The 19,695-nt window shown below is 60.8% G+C and carries 12 protein-coding genes; 9 read left to right on the forward strand and 3 right to left on the reverse strand.

Annotated features, from left to right (window positions below; all coding sequences use genetic code 11):
- Positions 1 to 11 precede the first annotated feature (11 nt).
- The 5 genes from bcsA (ABLV64_RS20440) to ABLV64_RS20460 are packed head-to-tail and all read left to right on the forward strand — an operon-like array spanning position 12 to position 10,093.
- Complete coding sequence (bcsA, locus tag ABLV64_RS20440) at positions 12 to 2,123, forward strand: UDP-forming cellulose synthase catalytic subunit (protein WP_004204982.1); 2,112 nt, start codon at positions 12 to 14, stop codon at positions 2,121 to 2,123.
- On the forward strand, positions 2,120 to 4,555 hold the full coding sequence (gene bcsB / locus ABLV64_RS20445) for a cellulose biosynthesis cyclic di-GMP-binding regulatory protein BcsB (protein WP_053809883.1): 2,436 nt from the start codon (positions 2,120 to 2,122) through the stop codon (positions 4,553 to 4,555). The genes bcsA (ABLV64_RS20440) and bcsB (ABLV64_RS20445) overlap by 4 nt, the downstream gene beginning before the upstream one ends.
- Positions 4,552 to 8,604, forward strand: coding sequence for a cellulose biosynthesis protein BcsC (locus ABLV64_RS20450; protein WP_032456711.1), 4,053 nt, complete (start codon positions 4,552 to 4,554; stop codon positions 8,602 to 8,604). The genes bcsB (ABLV64_RS20445) and ABLV64_RS20450 overlap by 4 nt, the downstream gene beginning before the upstream one ends.
- Positions 8,604 to 9,080, forward strand: a complete 477-nt coding sequence (bcsD, locus tag ABLV64_RS20455) for a cellulose biosynthesis protein BcsD (protein ID WP_004204979.1) — start codon at positions 8,604 to 8,606, stop codon at positions 9,078 to 9,080. Before ABLV64_RS20450 ends, bcsD begins: the two co-directional genes overlap by 1 nt.
- An 11-nt stretch (positions 9,081 to 9,091) precedes the next feature.
- On the forward strand, positions 9,092 to 10,093 hold the full coding sequence (locus ABLV64_RS20460; RefSeq protein WP_004204978.1) for a glycosyl hydrolase family 8: 1,002 nt from the start codon (positions 9,092 to 9,094) through the stop codon (positions 10,091 to 10,093).
- A 105-nt stretch (positions 10,094 to 10,198) separates the two neighbouring features.
- Here the strand turns inward: ABLV64_RS20460 and bcsG are convergent, their stop codons facing one another.
- Genes bcsG through bcsE form a run of 3 tightly spaced genes read right to left on the reverse strand, consistent with a single transcriptional unit; the run spans position 10,199 to position 13,622 of the window.
- Positions 10,199 to 11,875 (reverse strand): cellulose biosynthesis protein BcsG, encoded by a 1,677-nt coding sequence (gene bcsG, locus ABLV64_RS20465; RefSeq protein ID WP_004204977.1) that lies wholly within the window; start codon positions 11,873 to 11,875, stop codon positions 10,199 to 10,201.
- The gene (gene bcsF, locus ABLV64_RS20470; RefSeq protein ID WP_004204976.1) at positions 11,872 to 12,069 is read right to left on the reverse strand and encodes a cellulose biosynthesis protein BcsF; all 198 of its coding nucleotides are present in this window, start codon (positions 12,067 to 12,069) and stop codon (positions 11,872 to 11,874) included. The genes bcsG and bcsF overlap by 4 nt, the downstream gene beginning before the upstream one ends.
- Entirely contained in the window at positions 12,069 to 13,622 is a 1,554-nt protein-coding gene (bcsE, locus tag ABLV64_RS20475; RefSeq protein WP_348842970.1) for a cellulose biosynthesis protein BcsE, read from the reverse strand. Before bcsE ends, bcsF begins: the two co-directional genes overlap by 1 nt.
- 169 nt (positions 13,623 to 13,791) lie before the next feature.
- Here bcsE and bcsR point away from each other — a divergent pair, with 169 nt between their 5' ends.
- The 4 genes from bcsR to bcsB (ABLV64_RS20495) are packed head-to-tail and all read left to right on the forward strand — an operon-like array spanning position 13,792 to position 19,694.
- Positions 13,792 to 13,980: a cellulose biosynthesis protein BcsR gene (bcsR, locus tag ABLV64_RS20480; RefSeq protein WP_002921513.1), complete on the forward strand. Its 189-nt coding sequence runs from the start codon at positions 13,792 to 13,794 to the stop codon at positions 13,978 to 13,980.
- A gap of 11 nt (positions 13,981 to 13,991) precedes the next feature.
- Entirely contained in the window at positions 13,992 to 14,723 is a 732-nt protein-coding gene (gene bcsQ / locus ABLV64_RS20485; RefSeq protein ID WP_004204974.1) for a cellulose biosynthesis protein BcsQ, read from the forward strand.
- Positions 14,720 to 17,338 (forward strand): UDP-forming cellulose synthase catalytic subunit, encoded by a 2,619-nt coding sequence (bcsA, locus tag ABLV64_RS20490; protein ID WP_004204973.1) that lies wholly within the window; start codon positions 14,720 to 14,722, stop codon positions 17,336 to 17,338. The genes bcsQ and bcsA (ABLV64_RS20490) overlap by 4 nt, the downstream gene beginning before the upstream one ends.
- A 10-nt stretch (positions 17,339 to 17,348) precedes the next feature.
- The gene (bcsB, locus tag ABLV64_RS20495) at positions 17,349 to 19,694 is read left to right on the forward strand and encodes a cellulose biosynthesis cyclic di-GMP-binding regulatory protein BcsB (RefSeq protein ID WP_032426090.1); all 2,346 of its coding nucleotides are present in this window, start codon (positions 17,349 to 17,351) and stop codon (positions 19,692 to 19,694) included.
- Position 19,695: the final 1 nt, after the last annotated feature.

Here is a 19,695-nt window from a genome sequence, read left to right on the forward strand (position 1 = left end):
AGGGCTGCTGAATGAAAAAATCTCTTTTTTGGTTGCTGGCGCTGGTGCTGTCACCCGTCGCCGTGCTGGTGGTGATCACGCCGATGGACAGCCAGAAGCAGTATATTTTTGGTCTGCTGAGCATCGGTATTCTCTTTCTGATGGGGTTCAGCAAGCGCCGCAGCGTATCGGTCATTATGGTCGTCACGTCGCTGCTGATGTCTACCCGTTACATGTATTTTCGTCTCACGCAGACCCTGCACTTCAACTCAGCTATTGAAACTATCCTCGGCATGGGGCTCTTTCTGGCGGAAGTCTATATCTGGGTGATGCTGCTGCTTAACTATCTGCAGACCGTGTGGCCGCTGAAGCGCGGTATTGTTCCGCTGCCGGATGATATGAGCAAGTGGCCGACGGTGGATATCTATATTCCGAGTTATAACGAACCGCTTGAGGTGGTGCGTGACACCGTCCTCGCGGCGCAATGTATTGATTATCCCAAAGATAAAATGAAAATCTATCTTCTGGATGATGGTAAGCGCAGCGAGTTTGCCGTCTTCGCCGCCGACGTCGGGGTGGGCTATATCACCCGCAACGATAACAAACACGCTAAAGCGGGGAACCTCAACCACGCCCTAACCCTGACCCAGGGGGAGCTTATCTGTGTTTTCGACTGCGACCACGTCGCCACGCGCGTGTTTCTGCAGGCCACCGTCGGCGGCTTCCTGAAAGATCCGATGCTGGCTCTGGTGCAGACGCCGCACTACTTCTATTCCCCGGATCCGTTCGAGCGCAACCTCTCCGTCGGGCGCAACATCCCGAACGAAGGGATGCTGTTCTATGGCCCGATTCAGCAGGGCAACGATAACTGGAACGCCACCTTTTTCTGTGGCTCCTGCGCGGTGATCCGCCGCGAGGCGCTGGCGCAGATCGGCGGTTTCGCCGTTGAAACGGTGACTGAAGATGCCCATACGGCGCTCAAGTTCCAGCGCCTTGGTTGGAAGTCGGCCTTTCTCGATATCCCGCTGGCGGCTGGTCTCGCCACCGAGCGCCTGGTGGTGCACGTTATCCAGCGTACCCGCTGGGCGCGTGGGATGACGCAGATTTTTCGCGTCGATAACCCGCTGTTTGGCCGAGGGCTGACCTTCCAGCAGCGCTTGTGCTATCTCAGCGCCATGCTCTACTACCAGTTTGCGCTCCCGAGGGTGGTGTTTGTCACCGCCCCGCTGGCTTATCTGCTGTTTAACCTCAATATCATTTACTCGTCAGCGAGCCTGATCGTCTCCTATGCGCTGCCGCACCTGTTTCTCGCCATCTACGTCGGTTCGCGAATGAACGGCCGCTATCGCTACAGCTTCTGGGGGGAAATCTACGACATTGTGCTGGCTTTCCACCTGGTGCTGCCGACCCTGGTGACGATGATTTTCCCCAAACGCGGCAAATTCAACGTCACCGATAAGGGCGGCCTGCTGGACGTCGGCTACTTCGATTTCACCGTGGTGCGTCCGCACCTGGTGGTGGCCTGTCTGCTGGCGCTGGGGGTGATCGTCGGCATCGTCCGGGCGATTGGCCATGACTACTTTGGCTCGGACCCCAACGTTATCGCTCTGAACGTCGGGTGGGGGATCTACAGCCTGATCTTCCTGCTGGCGGCGATTGCCGTGGCGCGTGAAACGCGGCAGGTGCGGAAAACCATTCGTATCGATGTCGATATCCCGGTAGTGATCCATTACGCCAGCGGCATCGTGTCCCGCAGCCACACCGAGGATCTGTCGATGGGCGGTTGCCGCGTGGTGGCGCCGGATAAGCGCCATCTGGAGGATGATATCGAAGAGGTTGAGCTGATCCTGCAGTCCGGGGCTATCTCCATCCCGGCCCAGTTGGTCACCTCTGACGAGCGCTTCCTGCGCCTCAAGTTTGATGAAGATATTCCGCTTTCGCGCCGCCGTGAGCTGGTGCGCGTGGTGCTGGCCCGCGCGGATGCGTGGATTAATCCGCCGCGCCCGCAGGATAACCCGTTCCGCTCCTTCTTCACCATTTTACGCTGCGTGTTCGAACTGTTCTGGCTGACGTGGAAAACCCGTCGCAGCCAGCGCAATCGGGCAACAGTGGCGAAAACGGCGCAGGAGGATGGCACGTTATGAAGCGATTAACGACGCTGGCGCTGCTGGCAGGGATGCTCTCTGCGCCTGCGCTGCACAGTGAAGAACCGGGCTCCGGCGCCGCCGCGCCGCTGAGCTTTCCGCAGCTCAATGGCGCGGCGGACAACGAGCCAGGCGACGAACCCCCGGCCGCCTCGCCGGAGGAGAGCGCCTCCCCGACAGCCCCCGCCACCGCCGGCGATGCGGCGGCGACGGCCCCTGCGCCGGATATGCCGGACTTGCCTCCGCCGGTGAGCGGGTCGGCCGCGCCGGAGGTCATTCCTGTCGCTCCGGTCTGGGGAGGCGATCTGAATCTGGCGCAGATGGGGATGCCGGACGGCATTATTCTCAGCGGCGGTCAGCGGCAGGGGGGCGTCAGCTTTACCCTGCCTTCCGATCAGGTGGTGATCCATTCGCAGCTTAGCCTTGCCGTTCGCGTATCGCCGGAAATGGCGAGTCGCAATGCCACCCTGCAGCTGATGCTCAACGGTCAACCGCTCGGCACCCTGCCGCTGGGGGCCGATGGCGAGGATGTCTCCCATTATCAACTGGATATCCCGCCCGCGCTGATGGTTTCCAGTAATAACCTGAGCGTGAAGATCAACGATGGCGATACCCTGCAGTGCCAGCGTGACATTCATGATTCGTCGCGGGTGACGGTGCTGCCCACGTCGCATTTCAGCTGGGAAAGCCAGCAGTTGAACATCAGCGACGATCTGAGCCACTTCCCGCGTCCATTCTTCGACAGCATGCAGATGACGCCGGCGGACATCGCCGTTTCCTATGGAGCGAAGCCGTCGGCCGACGTCTTCAGCGCCGCGGCGCTGGTCTCTTCCTGGCTGGGTATCCAGGCGGACTATCGCGGCATCGCCTTCAGCGCGCTGCGCGACCGCCTGCCGGAACGCCACGGTATCGTGATTGGCCACCCGGGCGAGCAGGTGGGCGGCATGACGCTGCCGGAAACCGATAAGCCACTGCTGCGCATCATCGCCAACCCCGCCAATCCAGCCTACAAGCTGCTGTTGATTGTCGGCAAAAACGATACCGCGCTGCGCATGGCCGCCTGGCGCCTGACCCGCGGCAACTTCGCGCCGCAAACCGCGACGCTGGATGTTGAACCACAGACCATCCCGGTTGGCAAAGCGTACGATGCGCCGCGCTGGATCCCCACCGATCGTCCAGTCAGACTCAGCGAACTGCTGCGTAAGGATCAAAGCCCGACCGTCAGCGGCGTCTGGCACGAACCTTTACGTATCGCCTTCCGAGCCGCGCCGGACCTCTATCTGTGGGATGGCGAGACGATCCCGCTGCAGGTTGGCTACCGCTTCCCGTCGGAGAGTTGGATCAATGAAGACAAGTCCCTGCTGAGCGTCACGCTCAACGGCACCTTCCTCAACAACCTGCCGATGAACAAGCAGGGGCCGCTGGAGAAAGTCTGGCGCTACCTCGGGGGCGATGCGCGCCAGGAGCGCTTTACCATCCCGCTGGCACCCTACCTGATCTATGGCGATAACCAGCTGTCGATGTACTTCAATGTGGTGCCGAAGGACGATGTTCCGTGCTCGGTTCTGCTGAATAACAATATCAAGAGCCGCATCACTGACGACTCATGGATTGATTTGAGCAAAACGCGACACTTCTCGCTGCTGCCAAACCTCTCCTATTTCGTCGGCGCCTCTTTCCCTTTCTCGCGGCTGGCGGACTATTCGCAAACGACGCTCCTGCTGCCGGCGGAACCGTCTGAGACCCAGGTGGCAACCCTGCTGAATCTGGCGGCGCGCTCCGGGAATGCGACCGGCACCGCGCTGGCGAATAACCGCGTCGTGCTTGGGATGCCCACCGGCGGCGGGGATTTGCAGTCGCTGCGCGAACGTGATGTGCTGGCGGTCACCGCTCTCGATCAGCAGGCCTTCAACCAGAGCCTGCTGGCCGACTCACCCTACCGCCCGGTGGATAATGTGCTGAGCGTCCGCGAGCCCGACCTGTGGCAAAAAGCGCAGCGCCGACTCACCGGCGACTGGACCTCCGCCAGCCTCGATGCCGATCGCTACTTCTCATCCAGCAGCGCCTGGCGCGGGTTTATCAGCTATCGTTCGCCGTGGAATCCCGCCCGCCTGGTGGTGGTGGCGATGGCCAGCAATGATGACCAGCTGGCGCGACTGAAAAACGATCTGGACTCACCGCGCATCAATGCCGGGATCCGTGGCGATACCGCGGTGATCACCAGCGATAATGGGGTGCGTAGTTTCCAGGTAAGTACGCCGTTCCCCAGCGGTCAGATGCCGTGGTACATGATGGCGGTCTGGTATGCCAGCCAGCACTCCGGTTTCCTCGCTCTGCTGGGGCTGATTGCCACCTCGATAATGGGACTGGCGCTGACCGCGATGTTTAAACGTCACGCCCGTAAGCGTCTGGGTTCGGGGGATAACCAATGAAAAGAAAGATAACGATAACGATGAAAAGATCCCGGCGGCTCACTACATTCTGCCTCACCGGCGCCCTGGCTCTCGGCGCCTCTGGCGGCGCGCTGGCGGCGGGTAACGACGCGGCGCTGCAGGCGCTGTTCGCCCAGGCCAACTACTGGCATGAGAAATCCCATGACGAGCTGGCGATGGAGTCCCTGCAGAAGGTGCTCTCGGTGGATGCCAACAACACCCAGGCGCTGTATCTGATGGCGCTCTGGTCGCAGCAGGGCGGCGATATGCAGGCGGCGGCGCAGTGGCGCGCGCGGCTGGCGAAAGCGGCGCCGGACAGCCCGGGGCTGCAGGATCTGGACAACGCCAAAAAAATGTCGCAGGTGCCGCAGGGCCAGCTCAGCCTGGCTCGCCAGCAGGCGCGCGGCGGCAATATCCCCGGCGCGCTGGCGACCTGGCGCAGCATGTTCAATGGCAATACGCCGCCTGCCGGGCTGGCGGCGGAATATTACCTGACCATGGCCAGCGACAAATCGCTCTATCCGCAGGCCATTAGCGAACTGCGGCAGTACGTGGCGCAGCATCCCCAGGAGAACGCCCCGCGGGTAGCGTTGGGCAAAGCGTTAACCTGGCGGGAAGATACCCGTCGGGAAGGGATCGCCCTGCTCGAGCCGATGGCCAGCGGCAATAAAGAGGCGGACAGCGGCTTGCGTCAGGCCTTGCTCTGGCTGGGTCCGCAGGCCGGGGATGAGCAGTATTACGACACCTGGATGCAGCGTCATCCGCAGGATAGCGAAGTTCAGAACTACTTTCGTGAACGGCGCAGCGGCCAGGCGCGCGGCCAGGGCTACGCCAATCTCAACAGCGGCAATACCGCTGCCGCGAAGCAGCAGTTTGAAGAGGTATTGCAGACCAACCCGCAGGATGCCGATGCGTTGGCGGGCATGGGCTATATCGCGCAGCGCAGCGGCGACTACCAGGCCGCATCGCAATATCTGAGCCGGGCGGCGGACCTCGGCGGCGACGCCTCGGCGACCCGCCGTCAGCAGGCGGCTGATGCCCTGTTCTACGGCCAGCTGGCGCAGGCTCAGCAGGCCTATAAGCAGGGCAATATCAGCCAGGCGCTGGCGCTCTCCGCGCCGCTTGCGCAGCAGAGCGGGGCGCGGGGCGCCTCGGCGAAGCTGTTTCGTGCCGATGTGCTGCGACATAACAAAGATTTACCCCAGGCCGAGCAAACGCTGCGCTCACTGTTAAACGACGACCCGCAGAATGCGGCGGCGCGGGAAAACCTCTACTACGTGCTGCGCGAGCAGAATAAATCCGCCGAGGCGCAGGCGATGCTGCAGACGCTGCCGCAGAGCCTACAGCAAAAACTGCAGCCGCGAGTGGTGGCCGGCATGCCAGGCGACGCCCTGCGTCGTCAGGCCCAGGCGCAGGTCAGCAGCGGTAACCCAGCCGGCGCAATAGCCACCCTGCGCGAAGGCGTTGCCCGCTATCCGGACGATCCCTGGCTGCGTCTCGATCTGGCCCGACTGCTGCAAAAATCGGGTAACGCCAGCGAGGCCTCTTCGCTGATGTCGGCGGCCTATCGCCCCGGCGCCAGCAACAGCGCGCTGTATGCCGCCGCGCTGTTCGCCAGCGAAAACGGCGCCTGGCAACAGGCGCAGACGCTGCTGGCGCGCATTCCCGGCGGCAGCCAGACCAGCGACATGCGCGATTTACGCCAGCGGGTGAACTACAACCTGCAGCTGGTGACCGCCGAAAACTACCTGGCGCAGGGCAATACCATCGCCGCCAGCAATACCCTGCGGGCGATGGCCTCCACGCCGCCGAAAGCCCCGGCGGACGCCGGCAAGCTGGCGCGGCTGCTGGCCGAGAGCGGCGACCTGACCACCGCGGTATCGCTGGTGCGCAACAATATCAGCGGCGGGGTGTCCGGCAACGCCGGGGATTACGCCGATCAAATCGCCGTCCTGAACCAGGCCGGGCTGACCGGCGAGGCGCAGAACCTGATCAGCAATCCGCAGCTGCAGGCCAGCAGTACGCCGACGCAGCTGGCGAGCATTCGCAATGGCTATGTGATCAACGAGGCCGACCGCCTGCGCGAGCAGGGCAACTACGCCGCGGCGTATGACAAGCTGATCCGCGCCATGCAAAGCGATCCGCAGAATACCGATCTGATGTTCGCCATGGCGCGGCTGTACCAGAGCGGCAAAATGAACAAAGAGGCCGGGGTGGTCTATGACTACCTGATGACGCGCGATACGCCGAACCAGGATGCGCGCGCCGGGGCTATCGACGTGGCGCTGTCGGCGGGGAACAACGATCGCGCGGAACAGCTGGCCGGCGGCTTGCGTCAGGATAACTCCCCGGATCGCCTGCTGCTGCTGGCGAGAGTGGCGGAGGCCCAGGGTCATCATCAGCAGGCGATGACCTACCTGCGCAGCGCCCGCGGCAAACTGCTGGGCATGCAAAGCACCAACAGCAGCGAAACGCCGACCGTCGGCGGGGTGCTGGCGGCGGATAACCCCTTCATCGGCGTGTCGCAAACGTCGGCGCCGACGCGGACGGCTTCCGCCTACGGGCAGTATATGCCGTGGCAGGTTGCCCAGTCGGCCGCCGCGCCCGGCTCCTCGCTGCCGGGGATCCAGCGCACCGATCTGCCGGTGGACACCGCCCAGACGCGGATGCTGCGTCAGGTGGACACCATGATGGAGTCGCTGCAGGAGAAAACCGGCAGCTGGCTGCAGGGGGGAATGGACGTGCGCGGACGCGACGGCGAATCGGGCACCAGCAAGCTGACGGAGCTCAGAACGCCGCTGACCTGGTCCTCCTCGCCGTTTGGCGACTCGCGCTTTGACTTTACCGTCACCCCGGTATCGTTAAACGCCGGGACCGCCAGCGGCGACGCCTGGCGCCGCTACGGCGCCAACCCGCTGGCCAATGCGGTCTCCAATATGGTGAGTACCGCCACCAGCGAGCAGGCGGCGATCGCCTCGATGACCGAGGCGGAGCGGACGGCCTATTTTGCCAGCAATCCGGGGGCAGAGGCGTTAAGCGGCCTGGGCACCCTGAACGCGGCGGACTTCAATCCGACCACCAGCAGCGGGATGGAAAACCTGGCGAAGCTCGGGAGCTATGATTCGGGGCAGGTGGCCAGCTATCTTTCCTCGTCCAGCCGTAAGCCGAACGTTGACCAGACCAGCGGCTCGACCGATTCGCAGAAGGCCAACGGCGTCGAACTGGCGCTGGCGCTAAGCGGTGACGATTACCGGGTCGATATCGGCAGCACGCCGCTGGGCCAGGATCTGAATACCGTTGTCGGCGGGGTGAAATGGTCGCCCAAGCTGACCAACTATCTGTCGCTGATCCTCACCGGCGAACGCCGCTCGCTCACCGACAGCCTGCTTTCGTATGTCGGTCTGAAGGATGCCTATTCCGGTAAAACCTGGGGGCAGGTGACGAAAAACGGCGGCACCCTGCAGCTGAGTTATGACGACGGTGACGCGGGCTTCTACGTTGGCGGCGGCGGTTACAGCTACCTGGGGCAGAACGTCGCCAGCAACACCAGCATCAACGCCAATGCCGGGGTCTATCTGCGGCCCTATCATGACGAATACCGCCAGCTGCAGGCCGGGTTGAGCATGAGCTATATGGATTACTCCAAAAACCTCAGCTACTTCACCTATGGCCAGGGGGGCTACTTTAGTCCGCAAAACTACGTCAGCGTGTCGCTGCCGGTCAGTCTGACGGAAAAATATGATAACTGGACCATGAAGCTCGGCGGCTCGGTGGGCTACCAGTCTTACAGCCAGGATAAGAGCGCCTATTTCCCGACCAATTCGGAGTGGCAGCAGACCCTGGAGACGGCGGTGAGCAATGGGTTTGCCAAGGAAGCCTACTATTCTGCGACCTCGAAGAGCGGCATCGGCTATACCCTGCGCGCCGGGGCGGATTACAAGGTCAACAAACAGATGACGCTGGGGGGCCAGATTGGCTATGACACCTTCGGGGATTATAACGAAAGCACCGCCGGGCTCTATATTCGCTATATGTTAGGAGATCATTGATGATGACGGAGAACAATAACCCGGTGGTGATGACCTGGTTTCAGCAGCAGCAAACGCCTGCCGGATGGTTCGATCTGTTGATTATTATGGTCGAAGGTATGTTAAATAATGCCGGCGAGCTGGAAAGTCAGCCCTTCCTGCGTCAGATGGGCGCCTCGTTGGCGGAGACCCATCCGTTGCCGGCGTCGGAGACCGTAGGGGAGCTGGAGGCGAATATCAACCGGCTGCTGACCCATTTCCACTGGGGGGTGGTGACCATCGACGTCGGTGAGGATGGCCTGCGCTTGCGCCATCAGGCGTTGCCGGTCAGCCGCGACGATGCGGGGCGCGTGCGCTGGTGCAACGCGTTCTGTGCCATACTCGAGGGGTTATATTCTCGCTGGCTGCAGAGTCAGGGAGGCAGCGCTCACGTAATATTGCAGCGTGAGCGGGTGTTCTCTGTCTCTGACGTTCAGTTTCTTTACTACCATCCATAATGAGTGAATTTATGCCCCTGCGTGCTTTAGTGGCGGTGATAGTGACAACGGCAGTAATGCTGGTGCCCCGGGCGTGGGCGGATACGGCCTGGGAGCGTTATAAGGCCCGTTTTATGATGCCGGACGGCCGTATCATTGATACCGCCAATGGCAATGTGTCGCATACGGAAGGCCAGGGCTTCGCCATGCTCCTGGCGGTGGCGAATAACGATCGCCCGGCGTTCGACAAGCTGTGGCAGTGGACGGACAGCACCCTGCGCGACAAGTCTAACGGGCTGTTTTACTGGCGCTATAACCCGGTGGCACCGGACCCGATCGCCGATAAAAACAACGCCACCGATGGCGATACCCTGATCGCCTGGGCGCTGCTGCGCGCGCAAAAGCAGTGGCAGGACAAGCGCTACGCCACGGCCTCCGATGCCATCACCGCCTCCCTGCTGAAATATACGGTGGTGACTTTCGCCGGTCGCCAGGTGATGCTCCCGGGCGTGAAGGGGTTTAACCGCAACGACCACCTGAACCTTAACCCCTCCTATTTCATCTTCCCGGCCTGGCGGGCCTTTGCGGAGCGGACGCACCTGACCGCCTGGCGGACATTGCAGAGTGACGGGCAGGCGCTGCTGGGGCAGATGGGCTGGGGGAAATCGCATCTGCCCAGCGACTGGGTGGCGCTGCGGGCGGATGGCAAGATGCTGCCGGCCAAAGAGTGGCCGCCGCGGATGAGTTTCGATGCGATCCGTATCCCGCTGTATATCTCGTGGGTCGATCCGCACAGCGCCTTGCTCGCACCGTGGAAAGCCTGGATGCAGAGTTACCCGCGCCTGCAAACTCCGGCGTGGATCAACGTTAGCACCAACGAGGTCGCCCCGTGGAATATGGCCGGCGGCCTGCTGGCGGTGCGTGATTTAACGCTTGGCGAACCGCTGGAAGCGCCGCAGATTGACGACAAGGATGATTATTACTCCGCCAGCCTCAAGCTGCTGGTCTGGCTGGCGAAACAGGATCAGCGCTAGCGCTGTGATGGCTTTGCAGGTTTCTCAGCCCGTATCCTGCGGGCTGAGAGAAAAGAGCAGGAACGTCTCACGATGTAAGGCCGCCAGAATAGGCGGCCTTGTCGCTTATTGCGGATAAGGCACCCAACTGCCGCCATTCAACTGGACATAAGGCTTGCCCTGATACTGGATAACGATGGCGTTGGCGTTTTCGGACACCGCCGCGCTCTGCGGCAGGTTGGCGACATACTGCTGCCAGTTGACGCTGTCTTCGCTGAACATTTTGCCGTCGAGGGCGCGCACCACCAGCTCCGACACCGCCAGGTAGCTGCTGGGCTGATCGATGATAATTGGCGCGCCTTCATGTGGCGCCTTCATGCCGAAGAATTTCACCGCCGTCGGGACGTTAGTGATCGACGGGCTCGGGATATCCCGCAGGCCAGACACCTGCATCTTATCGCCCTTCAGCGCGCCGCCGTGTTCCGGCACCACCACCACCATCACCTTACGCCCCGATTTTTCCAGTTCGGTGAAGAAGTTATCCAGGTCGTCAAACAGCTTCTGCGCCCGCACTTTGTAGTCCGCGGTTTTGCTTTGCCCCGGGAAGTGATTGCCGTCATGCAGCGGCAGGGTGTTATAGAACGTGGCGCTCCGCGGATTGCTGCTGGCCTCTTCGGTCTTCAGCCAGCGGTTGAGAACCGCGAGATCCTCATACACTGGCGAGCCATCAAATGCCTGCAGGCTGACCGGCAGACCGCTCTGGTCCATCAGCGGGCTCTGCATGCCGCCCAGCGAACGCAGCTCTTTTAGGAAGTCGCCGAACAGGCCGTTGTGGCCGAGCATCAACTGCTGGTTGAAGCCGAGTTTCGCCAGGTTTTCAAACAGGTAGCAATCGGCGCCGGATGGCTGATACAGGTTGGTATGCGACAGCTGGCCGCAGCTGGCGCGCAGCAGACGCACCGCCGCAGGTCCGCTGTAGGAGGTCGCTGAGTTAAAGTTTTTGAAGACGATATCGAAATGCTTCCACAGCGGGTGGTCCATCAGCCCGGCGGCTTCAATATCCGACCAGGAGAGCGAGCAGATATTGATCACCAGCAGGTCAAACGGCTGCGCATCCGCCGGCAGCTGGTCCGGGAACGGTGTCTTGCGCTTCTGCTCGGCGGCATAGAAACCGTTCAGCCAGTTGGTGAGGTTGGCCGAGGTCGGCGGTTCGGTCTGCGGCGGAATATCGCTGCTGGCCGGGCTGGACGCGGCGCCAGCGGCGGCGTTGGTCCCGACGTTGGCCGGCGCGGTGGCGGCGGCAGTGGTGGGCTGACCGGCAGGCCAAATGGTAAAGGCCGGCAGCAGCGGACTGACCGCCTGCCAGACGACCATCGCGGAGACAAACACGGTAACGCGCAGCCACTGGCTGATAAACAGCCACAGCACCAGTAAAACAAAGAAGGCGCCGACCATGCTCCAGTTGATAAAGCGGACAATCAGATCCCAGATATAGCTGGCGCTGAAGCCGGCGATTTGCGATCCCTGGCTAAAAATCGACTCTGGCCCGGGCAGCCAGGTATCGTGCCAGAACAGCGCGAATCCCAGCGGAATGGCGATCCAGTGGCGGATGCGGTGCAGCTTTTCGCGCGGGATTGGCACCAGCAGAAAGGCGAGAAACACCAGGTTAAGCATCGGGTGAAAATTGAGATACCCGGCCCACAGCAGGGCAAACTTGACCAGAAAGTAGAAGTTCCAGCCGCCAAGGCCGCGCCAGTACTGCCAGAGCGGAAGCGGTGCCGCGGTCGTTTTTTTATTTGTCATTTGTTCGCTTTGCCTTGCTTAACCGTTGTTCCCCGGCGTAATACCCCTGCCGGTTTCACGTAACGGGGTTTAAAGAACATCAGTCTTAACGTCGTGCGGATCCGGCGCTGATAGTGGCGCGTCAGGTAGCCCAGCGGAAAAAACAGCAGGGCGCAGAGCACCACCAGTTGCAGAATATCGGCGATAGACATCATCAGGCTTGCTCCTCACGGGTGGTTAACCGGTGTGGTTCGGGGTAGCGTCGCCAGTGGCGTCCATCATGGGTGGCGTTGATGGTCTCGTTTTTACCGACCGTGAGAGGCAGCGGCGTATTCCAGCGCGCCGGCTCGATGCCGCGCATGATCACAATTTCCGAGAGAATCTGTTTGTCTTCAAACCACACCATGCGGTTAGAAAAAATATCGCCAGTCGGTAGCGGGAAGATATGATTTAGCGCGGTGTCGAGGTCATTGACTCGGCAAAATGACAAGAACAGCACCAGCCGGTTATTGCCGATAGTCATGATGTCGCCCATCCGGTTGGGTTTGCATAACGTCAGCGCCTGCTCAACGCGCAGCCCCGGCGCCGGGCGCAGGGCCACCATCACGCCTTTGTTGTCGGCCGGCAGCAGGGTATTGGTCATCACGTTGTGCACCGCTTCGCAAAAGGCGTCCCATTTCTGATAGCCGCGCAGTTTTAACGGCTGGCTCCAGGTGAGCAGGGTGGCAAAATCTTCCGGGATATGGCGGGAGAACTTTTGGTTCTGAACGCTTTCGATTAGCGTCAGGCAGCGGGAAAGCGACGCGCTGTTAGGGATCACCAGGCTGGCGCCGCTGCTGAGCAGCAGCCGCTCATCAGTCGCGCGCAGGCTGGGGGTTTGTTCGCGGACAATAATTTTCAGCGCCGTGCCGCGCTGACGGCGCAGGGTATGAATATAGCGGCCCAGCTGTTCAATTTGCGTGTTCTGGGTAATGGAGAAGAGGATCGTCGCCGCCTGCGCAGTGCGCCCGGCGTTGAAGACCTCGTCGTTGGTGTCAAACAGCGTCCAGTATTCCGACAGCGGCGGGGCACCTTCCAGCACGCGCACATGGCTGAGGATCGCTTTTTCATCGCTGCGCGGCTGCACGCTGGTTTCAGCGTCCTGCGCTAATCGCCAGCCGGCGTCATCATGTTGCACCATCAGCTGCTGCTGGGCGCTGATACCCTTATCGCTTCCCCACCAGGCAATATCAAAGATATGCCGGTCGCCCTGGTAACGAATACTTGCCAGTCCGGAAAGGGAGCGGTACTCACGTAATAAGGGAGTCAGCTGCCGATCAATATCCTGCGCGGAATTGATCGCTAAGAATGCGCAGCGATGATATTGCGCCCAGCGGCTGGTCTTTTCCACCCAGGCGCATAACTTTTCGTTATTTATATTTTGCCAGGCATTTTCAGCACATAGCAGAATAAATAAATAATTGCCAGGTTCGAGGGAGCAGACCAAGTCGCGATGTATTTCTTCCAGCGCCTCCGGACGATTCGGCAGGGTAAACAGTGCAATATTATCCGGGCCGTGAATGTGTTCTAATGAAATGATATCATTTGGTTTATTCCCCATCACCAGCGCGGCAACCTTGCTGTTTTTCGCCTGCGTGGCCAGCGTCTGATTAAATAGACTGACGGCATCGGCATAACGGTCAACGTTGAGCCACCATACCCCGCCGACCGGCATATGGCACACTTCATCCCATAATGATGAAATACCCAAAGTAAATACACTATCCACGGCATCCCTCGTGCGCCCTGATTCACACTGGATAAGTTTACTAGCGAAACTGACAGAGTAAACCTAACATTGAAATTAAAGGTCATCAGTTTTAGCATGTACACCTGCTTTTTAAGGATGCGCTGTATACGTCCTCTGGTTTAATAATAAATTTCGAACGGACAGAGATATGCCAGCAAAAGATCCTGCGGTACCCACGGACGCCACGCTGGGGTACACCTTTCAAAATGATTTTCTGGCGCTTAGCCGGGCATTTTCCCTGCCGGATATTGATTATCATGATATTTCCAGGCGCGAACAGCTGAACGCGGCGCTGAAGCGCTGGCCGCTGCTGGCAGAGTTTGCAGAGAAAAAATAAGGAAGCCGGAGATGGCTATTCTGGGATTACAGGGCGTGCGAGGGGGGACTGGCGTCACGTCCATTACGGCTGCACTCGCCTGGGCGCTGCAATTGCTCGGTGAAACGGTGCTGGCGATCGACGCCAGCCCGGATAATATGCTGCGTTTTTTCTTCAATACCGACATCCATCATCAGGACGGCTGGGCGCGGGCGCTGCTCGATGGCCGGGACTGGCGCGACGCGGGTCTGCGCTATACGCAGCATATCGATCTGCTGCCGTTTGGCCAGCTCAGCGCGGGCGAAAGAGAAAACGTCGACCAGTTGCAGCCCACCCTGGGGGCGATGACGGAGGCCGTACTGCAGCTGCAGGGGCAGTACCGCTGGCTACTGCTGGATCTGCCGGCGGGCTATTCGCCGTTGACCCGCGAGCTGCTGACGCTCTGCGACCGCTCGCTGGTGGTGGTCCATCCCGACGCCAACAGCCATATCCGTTTGCACCAGCAGCCCTTTCCGGCCAACAGCGATATTCTGATTAACGATCTGCGGGTCGGCAGCCAGCTGCAGGAAGATCTCTACCAGCTGTGGCTCGAGAGCCAGCCGCGCATCCTGCCGGTGACCATTCATCGCGACGAGGCGATGGCCGAGTGCCTGGCGGCGAAGCAGCCCCTTGGGGAGTATCGCCAGGACTCTCTGGCGGCGGAAGAGGTACTGACCCTGGCGAACTGGTGTCTGATCCACTATGCCGGCGGGAGGCCGGCATGATCCGCCTCAGCACGCTGCTGCTGGCCCCGCCGGTGGGGGAGCGGCTGCGCGCGCGCTATGACGACTACCGGCAGCATGGCGCCTCATGGCTGTCGGCGTCGCTTGGCTGCCTGTGGGCATCGCTGGTCTGGGCGCTAATGCCGCTGGAGACGCCGCGATGGCAGGCGATTCTGGCGCACCATGACACCTATTTCCCCCATATTAATCCGCATCGGCCACGTCCGCTGGATCCGCTGCGCTACCTGCTGCAATCCCTGTGGTTACTGACAACGCGCGTGCCGGAGCCGGAGAAAAAGGTCAACTGGCGTTCGCTGGCGGCGCTGGAAGGGGTGCACGGTCGCTATACGCAGTGGCTGGAAAAATTGCCTGAGCAGGTCAACGCCCGCACCGGTCATCTGGATAAACAGAAAGAGCTGGCGCACCTCAATCCCAAACTGCGCCGGGCGATCCTTGGAGGGGTGACCTGCTGCTCGCTGGTGCTGGCGCTGATGTGTATTACGCAGCCTTTTAACCCGCTGTCGCAGTTTATCTTCCTGATGCTGCTGTGGGGCGTGGCGCTGCTGGTGCGGCGCATCCCCGGCCGCTTCTCGGCGCTGATGCTGATCGTGCTGTCGCTGACGGTCTCGTGCCGCTATATCTGGTGGCGCTATACCTCGACGCTGAACTGGAACGACCCGGTAAGCCTGGTGTGCGGGATTATTTTGCTGTTCGCTGAGACCTACGCCTGGGTGGTGCTGGTGCTGGGCTACTTCCAGGTGGTCTGGCCGTTGAACCGCCAACCGGTGCCGCTGCCGGAGGACATGGATCTGTGGCCGACGGTGGACATCTTCGTCCCCACCTACAACGAAGATCTCAACGTGGTGAAAAACACCATCTACGCCTCGCAGGGCATCGACTGGCCGAAGGACAAGCTTAACATCTGGATCCTCGACGACGGCGGACGGGAAGCGTTTCGCCAGTTTGCCAAAGATGTCGGGGTGCACTATATCGCCCGTACCAGCCATGAGCACGCCAAAGCCGGCAACATCAACAATGCGCTGAAATACGCCAAAGGGGAGTTCGTCTCGATCTTTGACTGCGACCATGTGCCGACGCGCTCGTTTCTGCAGATGACCATGGGCTGGTTCCTGAAAGAGAAAGAGCTGGCGATGATGCAGACCCCGCACCACTTCTTCTCGCCCGATCCCTTCGAGCGCAACCTTGGTCGTTTTCGCAAAACGCCGAACGAAGGGACGCTATTCTACGGCCTGGTGCAGGACGGGAACGACATGTGGGACGCCACCTTCTTCTGCGGCTCCTGCGCCGTGATTCGCCGTGGCCCGCTGGATGAGATCGGCGGAATCGCCGTCGAAACGGTGACCGAAGATGCCCACACCTCGCTGCGCCTGCACCGGCGGGGTTACACCTCCGCCTATATGCGTATTCCGCAGGCGGCGGGGCTGGCGACGGAGAGTTTATCCGCGCATATCGGCCAGCGCATCCGCTGGGCGCGCGGGATGGTGCAGATATTCCGCCTCGATAATCCGCTGTTTGGCAAAGGCCTGAAGCTGGTACAGCGCGTCTGCTACGCCAACGCCATGCTTCACTTTCTCTCCGGTATTCCGCGCCTCATCTTCCTCACGGCACCGCTGGCCTTTTTGCTGCTCCATGCCTATATCATTTATGCGCCAGCGCTGATGATCGCGCTATTCGTGTTGCCGCATATGATCCACGCCAGCCTGACCAACTCGAAGATTCAGGGCAAATATCGCCATTCGTTCTGGAGTGAAATCTACGAGACGGTGCTCGCCTGGTATATCGCGCCGCCCACCTTTGTGGCGCTGATTAATCCGCATAAAGGCAAATTCAACGTCACCGCGAAGGGCGGACTGGTGGAAGAGGAGTATGTCGACTGGGTGATCTCCCGGCCCTATATCTACCTCGTGCTGCTCAACCTGGTCGGCGTCGCGGTGGGGATCTGGCGCTTTATGTACGGCCCGGAAAACGAAATTCTCACCGTCTGGGTGAGTATTGTCTGGGTGTTCTACAACCTGATTATTCTTGGCGGCGCGGTGGCGGTCTCGGTCGAAAGCAAGCAGGTCCGCCGGTCGCATCGTGTCGAAATGAGCATGCCGGCGGCAATTGCCCGCGAAGATGGCCATCTGTTCTCCTGCACCGTTCACGACTATTCCGACGGTGGGCTGGGGATCAAAATTCACGGCGACGCTCAGGTGTTGGAGGGGCAGAACGCCAGGCTGCTGCTCAAACGGGGACAGCAGGAGTATGCCTTCCCGGTGCGGGTCGCGCGGGTCAACGGCAGCGAAGTGGGATTGCAGCTGCTGCCGTTGACCAACCAGCAGCATATCGATTTTGTGCAGTGTACGTTTGCCCGCGCCGATACGTGGGCGCTTTGGCAGGATAGCTTCCCGGAAGACAAGCCGATGGAAAGCCTGCTGGATATCCTCAAGCTGGGGTTCCGTGGCTATCGTCACCTGGCGGAGTTTTCGCCGCCGTCGGTGAAGGTGGTTTTCCGCGCGCTCACCTCGCTGGTGGCATGGATAGTGTCGTTTGTACCCCGACGCCCTGAACGCGCCGCGCCGACGCTCTCCGCAGACCCGGCAATGGCTCAACAATGATGATAATGCGATGAAAAGAAAACTTTCCTGGATGTGTGCAGTAGCGGTGGGCATGTGCAGCTGGTATCCGCTGGCCTCTTACGCGGCGCCGGCCACCGTGGTGAATCCGGCCCCTGGCGTTCAACCGCAGGCGGCCTCCCCGCTCGCGCCGGTGACGACAGGCGAGCCGACGGCAACCCTCGCCGAACCGACCGCTCCGGCGGTGGTCGCCGAGAACGTCCCGCAGCGGGAGGTGAAGCTGACCTTTGCCACCATCGCGCCGCCTCCGGGCAGCATTGTGCTGCGCGGCTCACGGCCTGACGCCTCGGTTGAATTCGGCATGCGTAGCGATGAGCTGGTCGCTAACGCGCTGCTCAATCTGGAATACACCCCGTCGCCCTCGCTGCTGCCCGTGCAGTCGCAGCTGAAAGTCTATCTCAACGATGAGCTGATGGGCGTCCTGCCCGTCACCAAAGAGCAGCTGGGGAAAAAGATCCGCGCGCAGCTGCCGATTGACCCGCTGTATATCACCGACTTCAACCGTATACGGCTGGAGTTTGTCGGCCACTACCGCGATGTCTGCGAAAACCCGGCCAGCAGCACGCTATGGCTGGACGTCGGGCGCGAAAGCTATCTGGATCTCACCTACCAGTCGCTGAAGGTGCATAACGATCTGTCGCACTTCCCGGTACCGTTCTACGATCCGCGCGACAACCGCCCGCTGACGCTGCCGATGATTTTCCCGGGCTCGCCGGCGGTGGCCCAGCAGCAGGCGGCGGCGATTATCGCTTCATGGTTCGGCAGCAAGGCCGGCTGGCGCGGCCAGCAGTTCCCGGTCTATTTCAACGAACTGCCGGATCGTAACGCCATTGTCTTCGCCACCAACGACAAGCGTCCGGATTTCCTGCGCGATCATCCGCCGGTCAACGCGCCGACCATCGAAATGATCGACAACCCGAACGATCCTTACGTCAAGCTGCTGGTTATTTTCGGCCGCGATGATAAAGACCTGCTGCTGGCGGCGAAGGGGATTGCCCAGGGCAATATTCTGTTCCGCGGCAGCAGCGTCACCGTGGACGGCATCAAAACCCTGCAGCCGCGGCAGCCATACGATGCGCCAAACTGGGTGCGCACCGACCGCTCGGTCACCTTTGCTGAGCTGAAAACCTATGAGCAACAGCTGCAGTCCAGCGGGCTGGTGCCGGATGCCATCACCGTGGCGCTTAACCTGCCGCCGGATCTCTATCTGCTGCGGGCCAACGGCATCGATATGGATCTGAAATATCGCTATACCATGCCGCCGGTGAAGGATAGCTCGCGGATGGATATCAGCCTTAACGACCAGTTCCTGCAGTCGTTCAGCCTTAACAGCTCGCAGGACGTGAACAAACTGATCCTGCGCCTGCCGGTGCTGCAGGGGCTGCTGGACGGCAAATCGGAGGTTACCATACCCGCGCTGCGTCTTGGGGCGGTGAACCAGCTGCGCTTTGACTTCCAGTACATGAACCCGATGCCCGGCGGCTCTATCGACAACTGTATTACCTTCCAGCCGGTGCAGAACCATGTGGTGATCGGCGACGATTCGACCATCGACTTCTCGAAGTATTATCACTTTATTGCTCTACCGGACCTGCGCGTCTTCGCCAATGCTGGCTTCCCTTACAGCCGTATGGCGGACCTCGCCGACACCCTGGTGGTGGTGCCGAAGGCGCCGACCCAGGGCCAGGTGGCGACGCTGCTGCAGGCGCTGGGCGGCATCGGTTCGCAGACCGGCCTGGCGGCGATTAATCTGCAAATGACTGACGATGGCAACCAGATCAAGAATAAAGATGCGGATCTGCTGCTGATCGGCGCGATCCCCTCGTCCCTCAAGGACGATACCAAAATCAACCTGCTGGTCGAGGCGACCAAAAGCTGGGTGAAAATGCCGATGCGTCATTACGACCTTGCGAGCATTTATCCCGATGACGAGGCCCGCACGCCCAACACCCGCACCGACATCACTTCTTCCGGACCGATGGCGGCGGTGATTGGCTTCCAGTCGCCCTACAACGATCAGCGCAGCGTGGTGGCCCTGCTGGCCGACAGCCCGCGCGGTAATGAACTGCTAACCAACGCCCTCAACGACAGTGGTAAGCGGGCGGCGATGTTTGGCTCGGTGGCGGTGATCCGCGAATCCGGCGTCAACAGCCTGCGGGTGGGCGATGTTTACTATGTCGGCCATCTGCCCTGGTTCGAGCGCATCTGGTTCGCGCTCTCTAACCACCCGATACTGCTGGCGATCTTCGCCGCGGTCAGTATCGTGCTGCTGGCGTGGGTCCTGTGGCGCATGCTGCGCATTATCAGCCGCCGCCGCCTTAGCCTGGATGATGAGTAAA

This window comes from Klebsiella sp. JB_Kp031 (assembly GCF_040064295.1).
Classification (GTDB): domain Bacteria; phylum Pseudomonadota; class Gammaproteobacteria; order Enterobacterales; family Enterobacteriaceae; genus Klebsiella; species Klebsiella quasipneumoniae.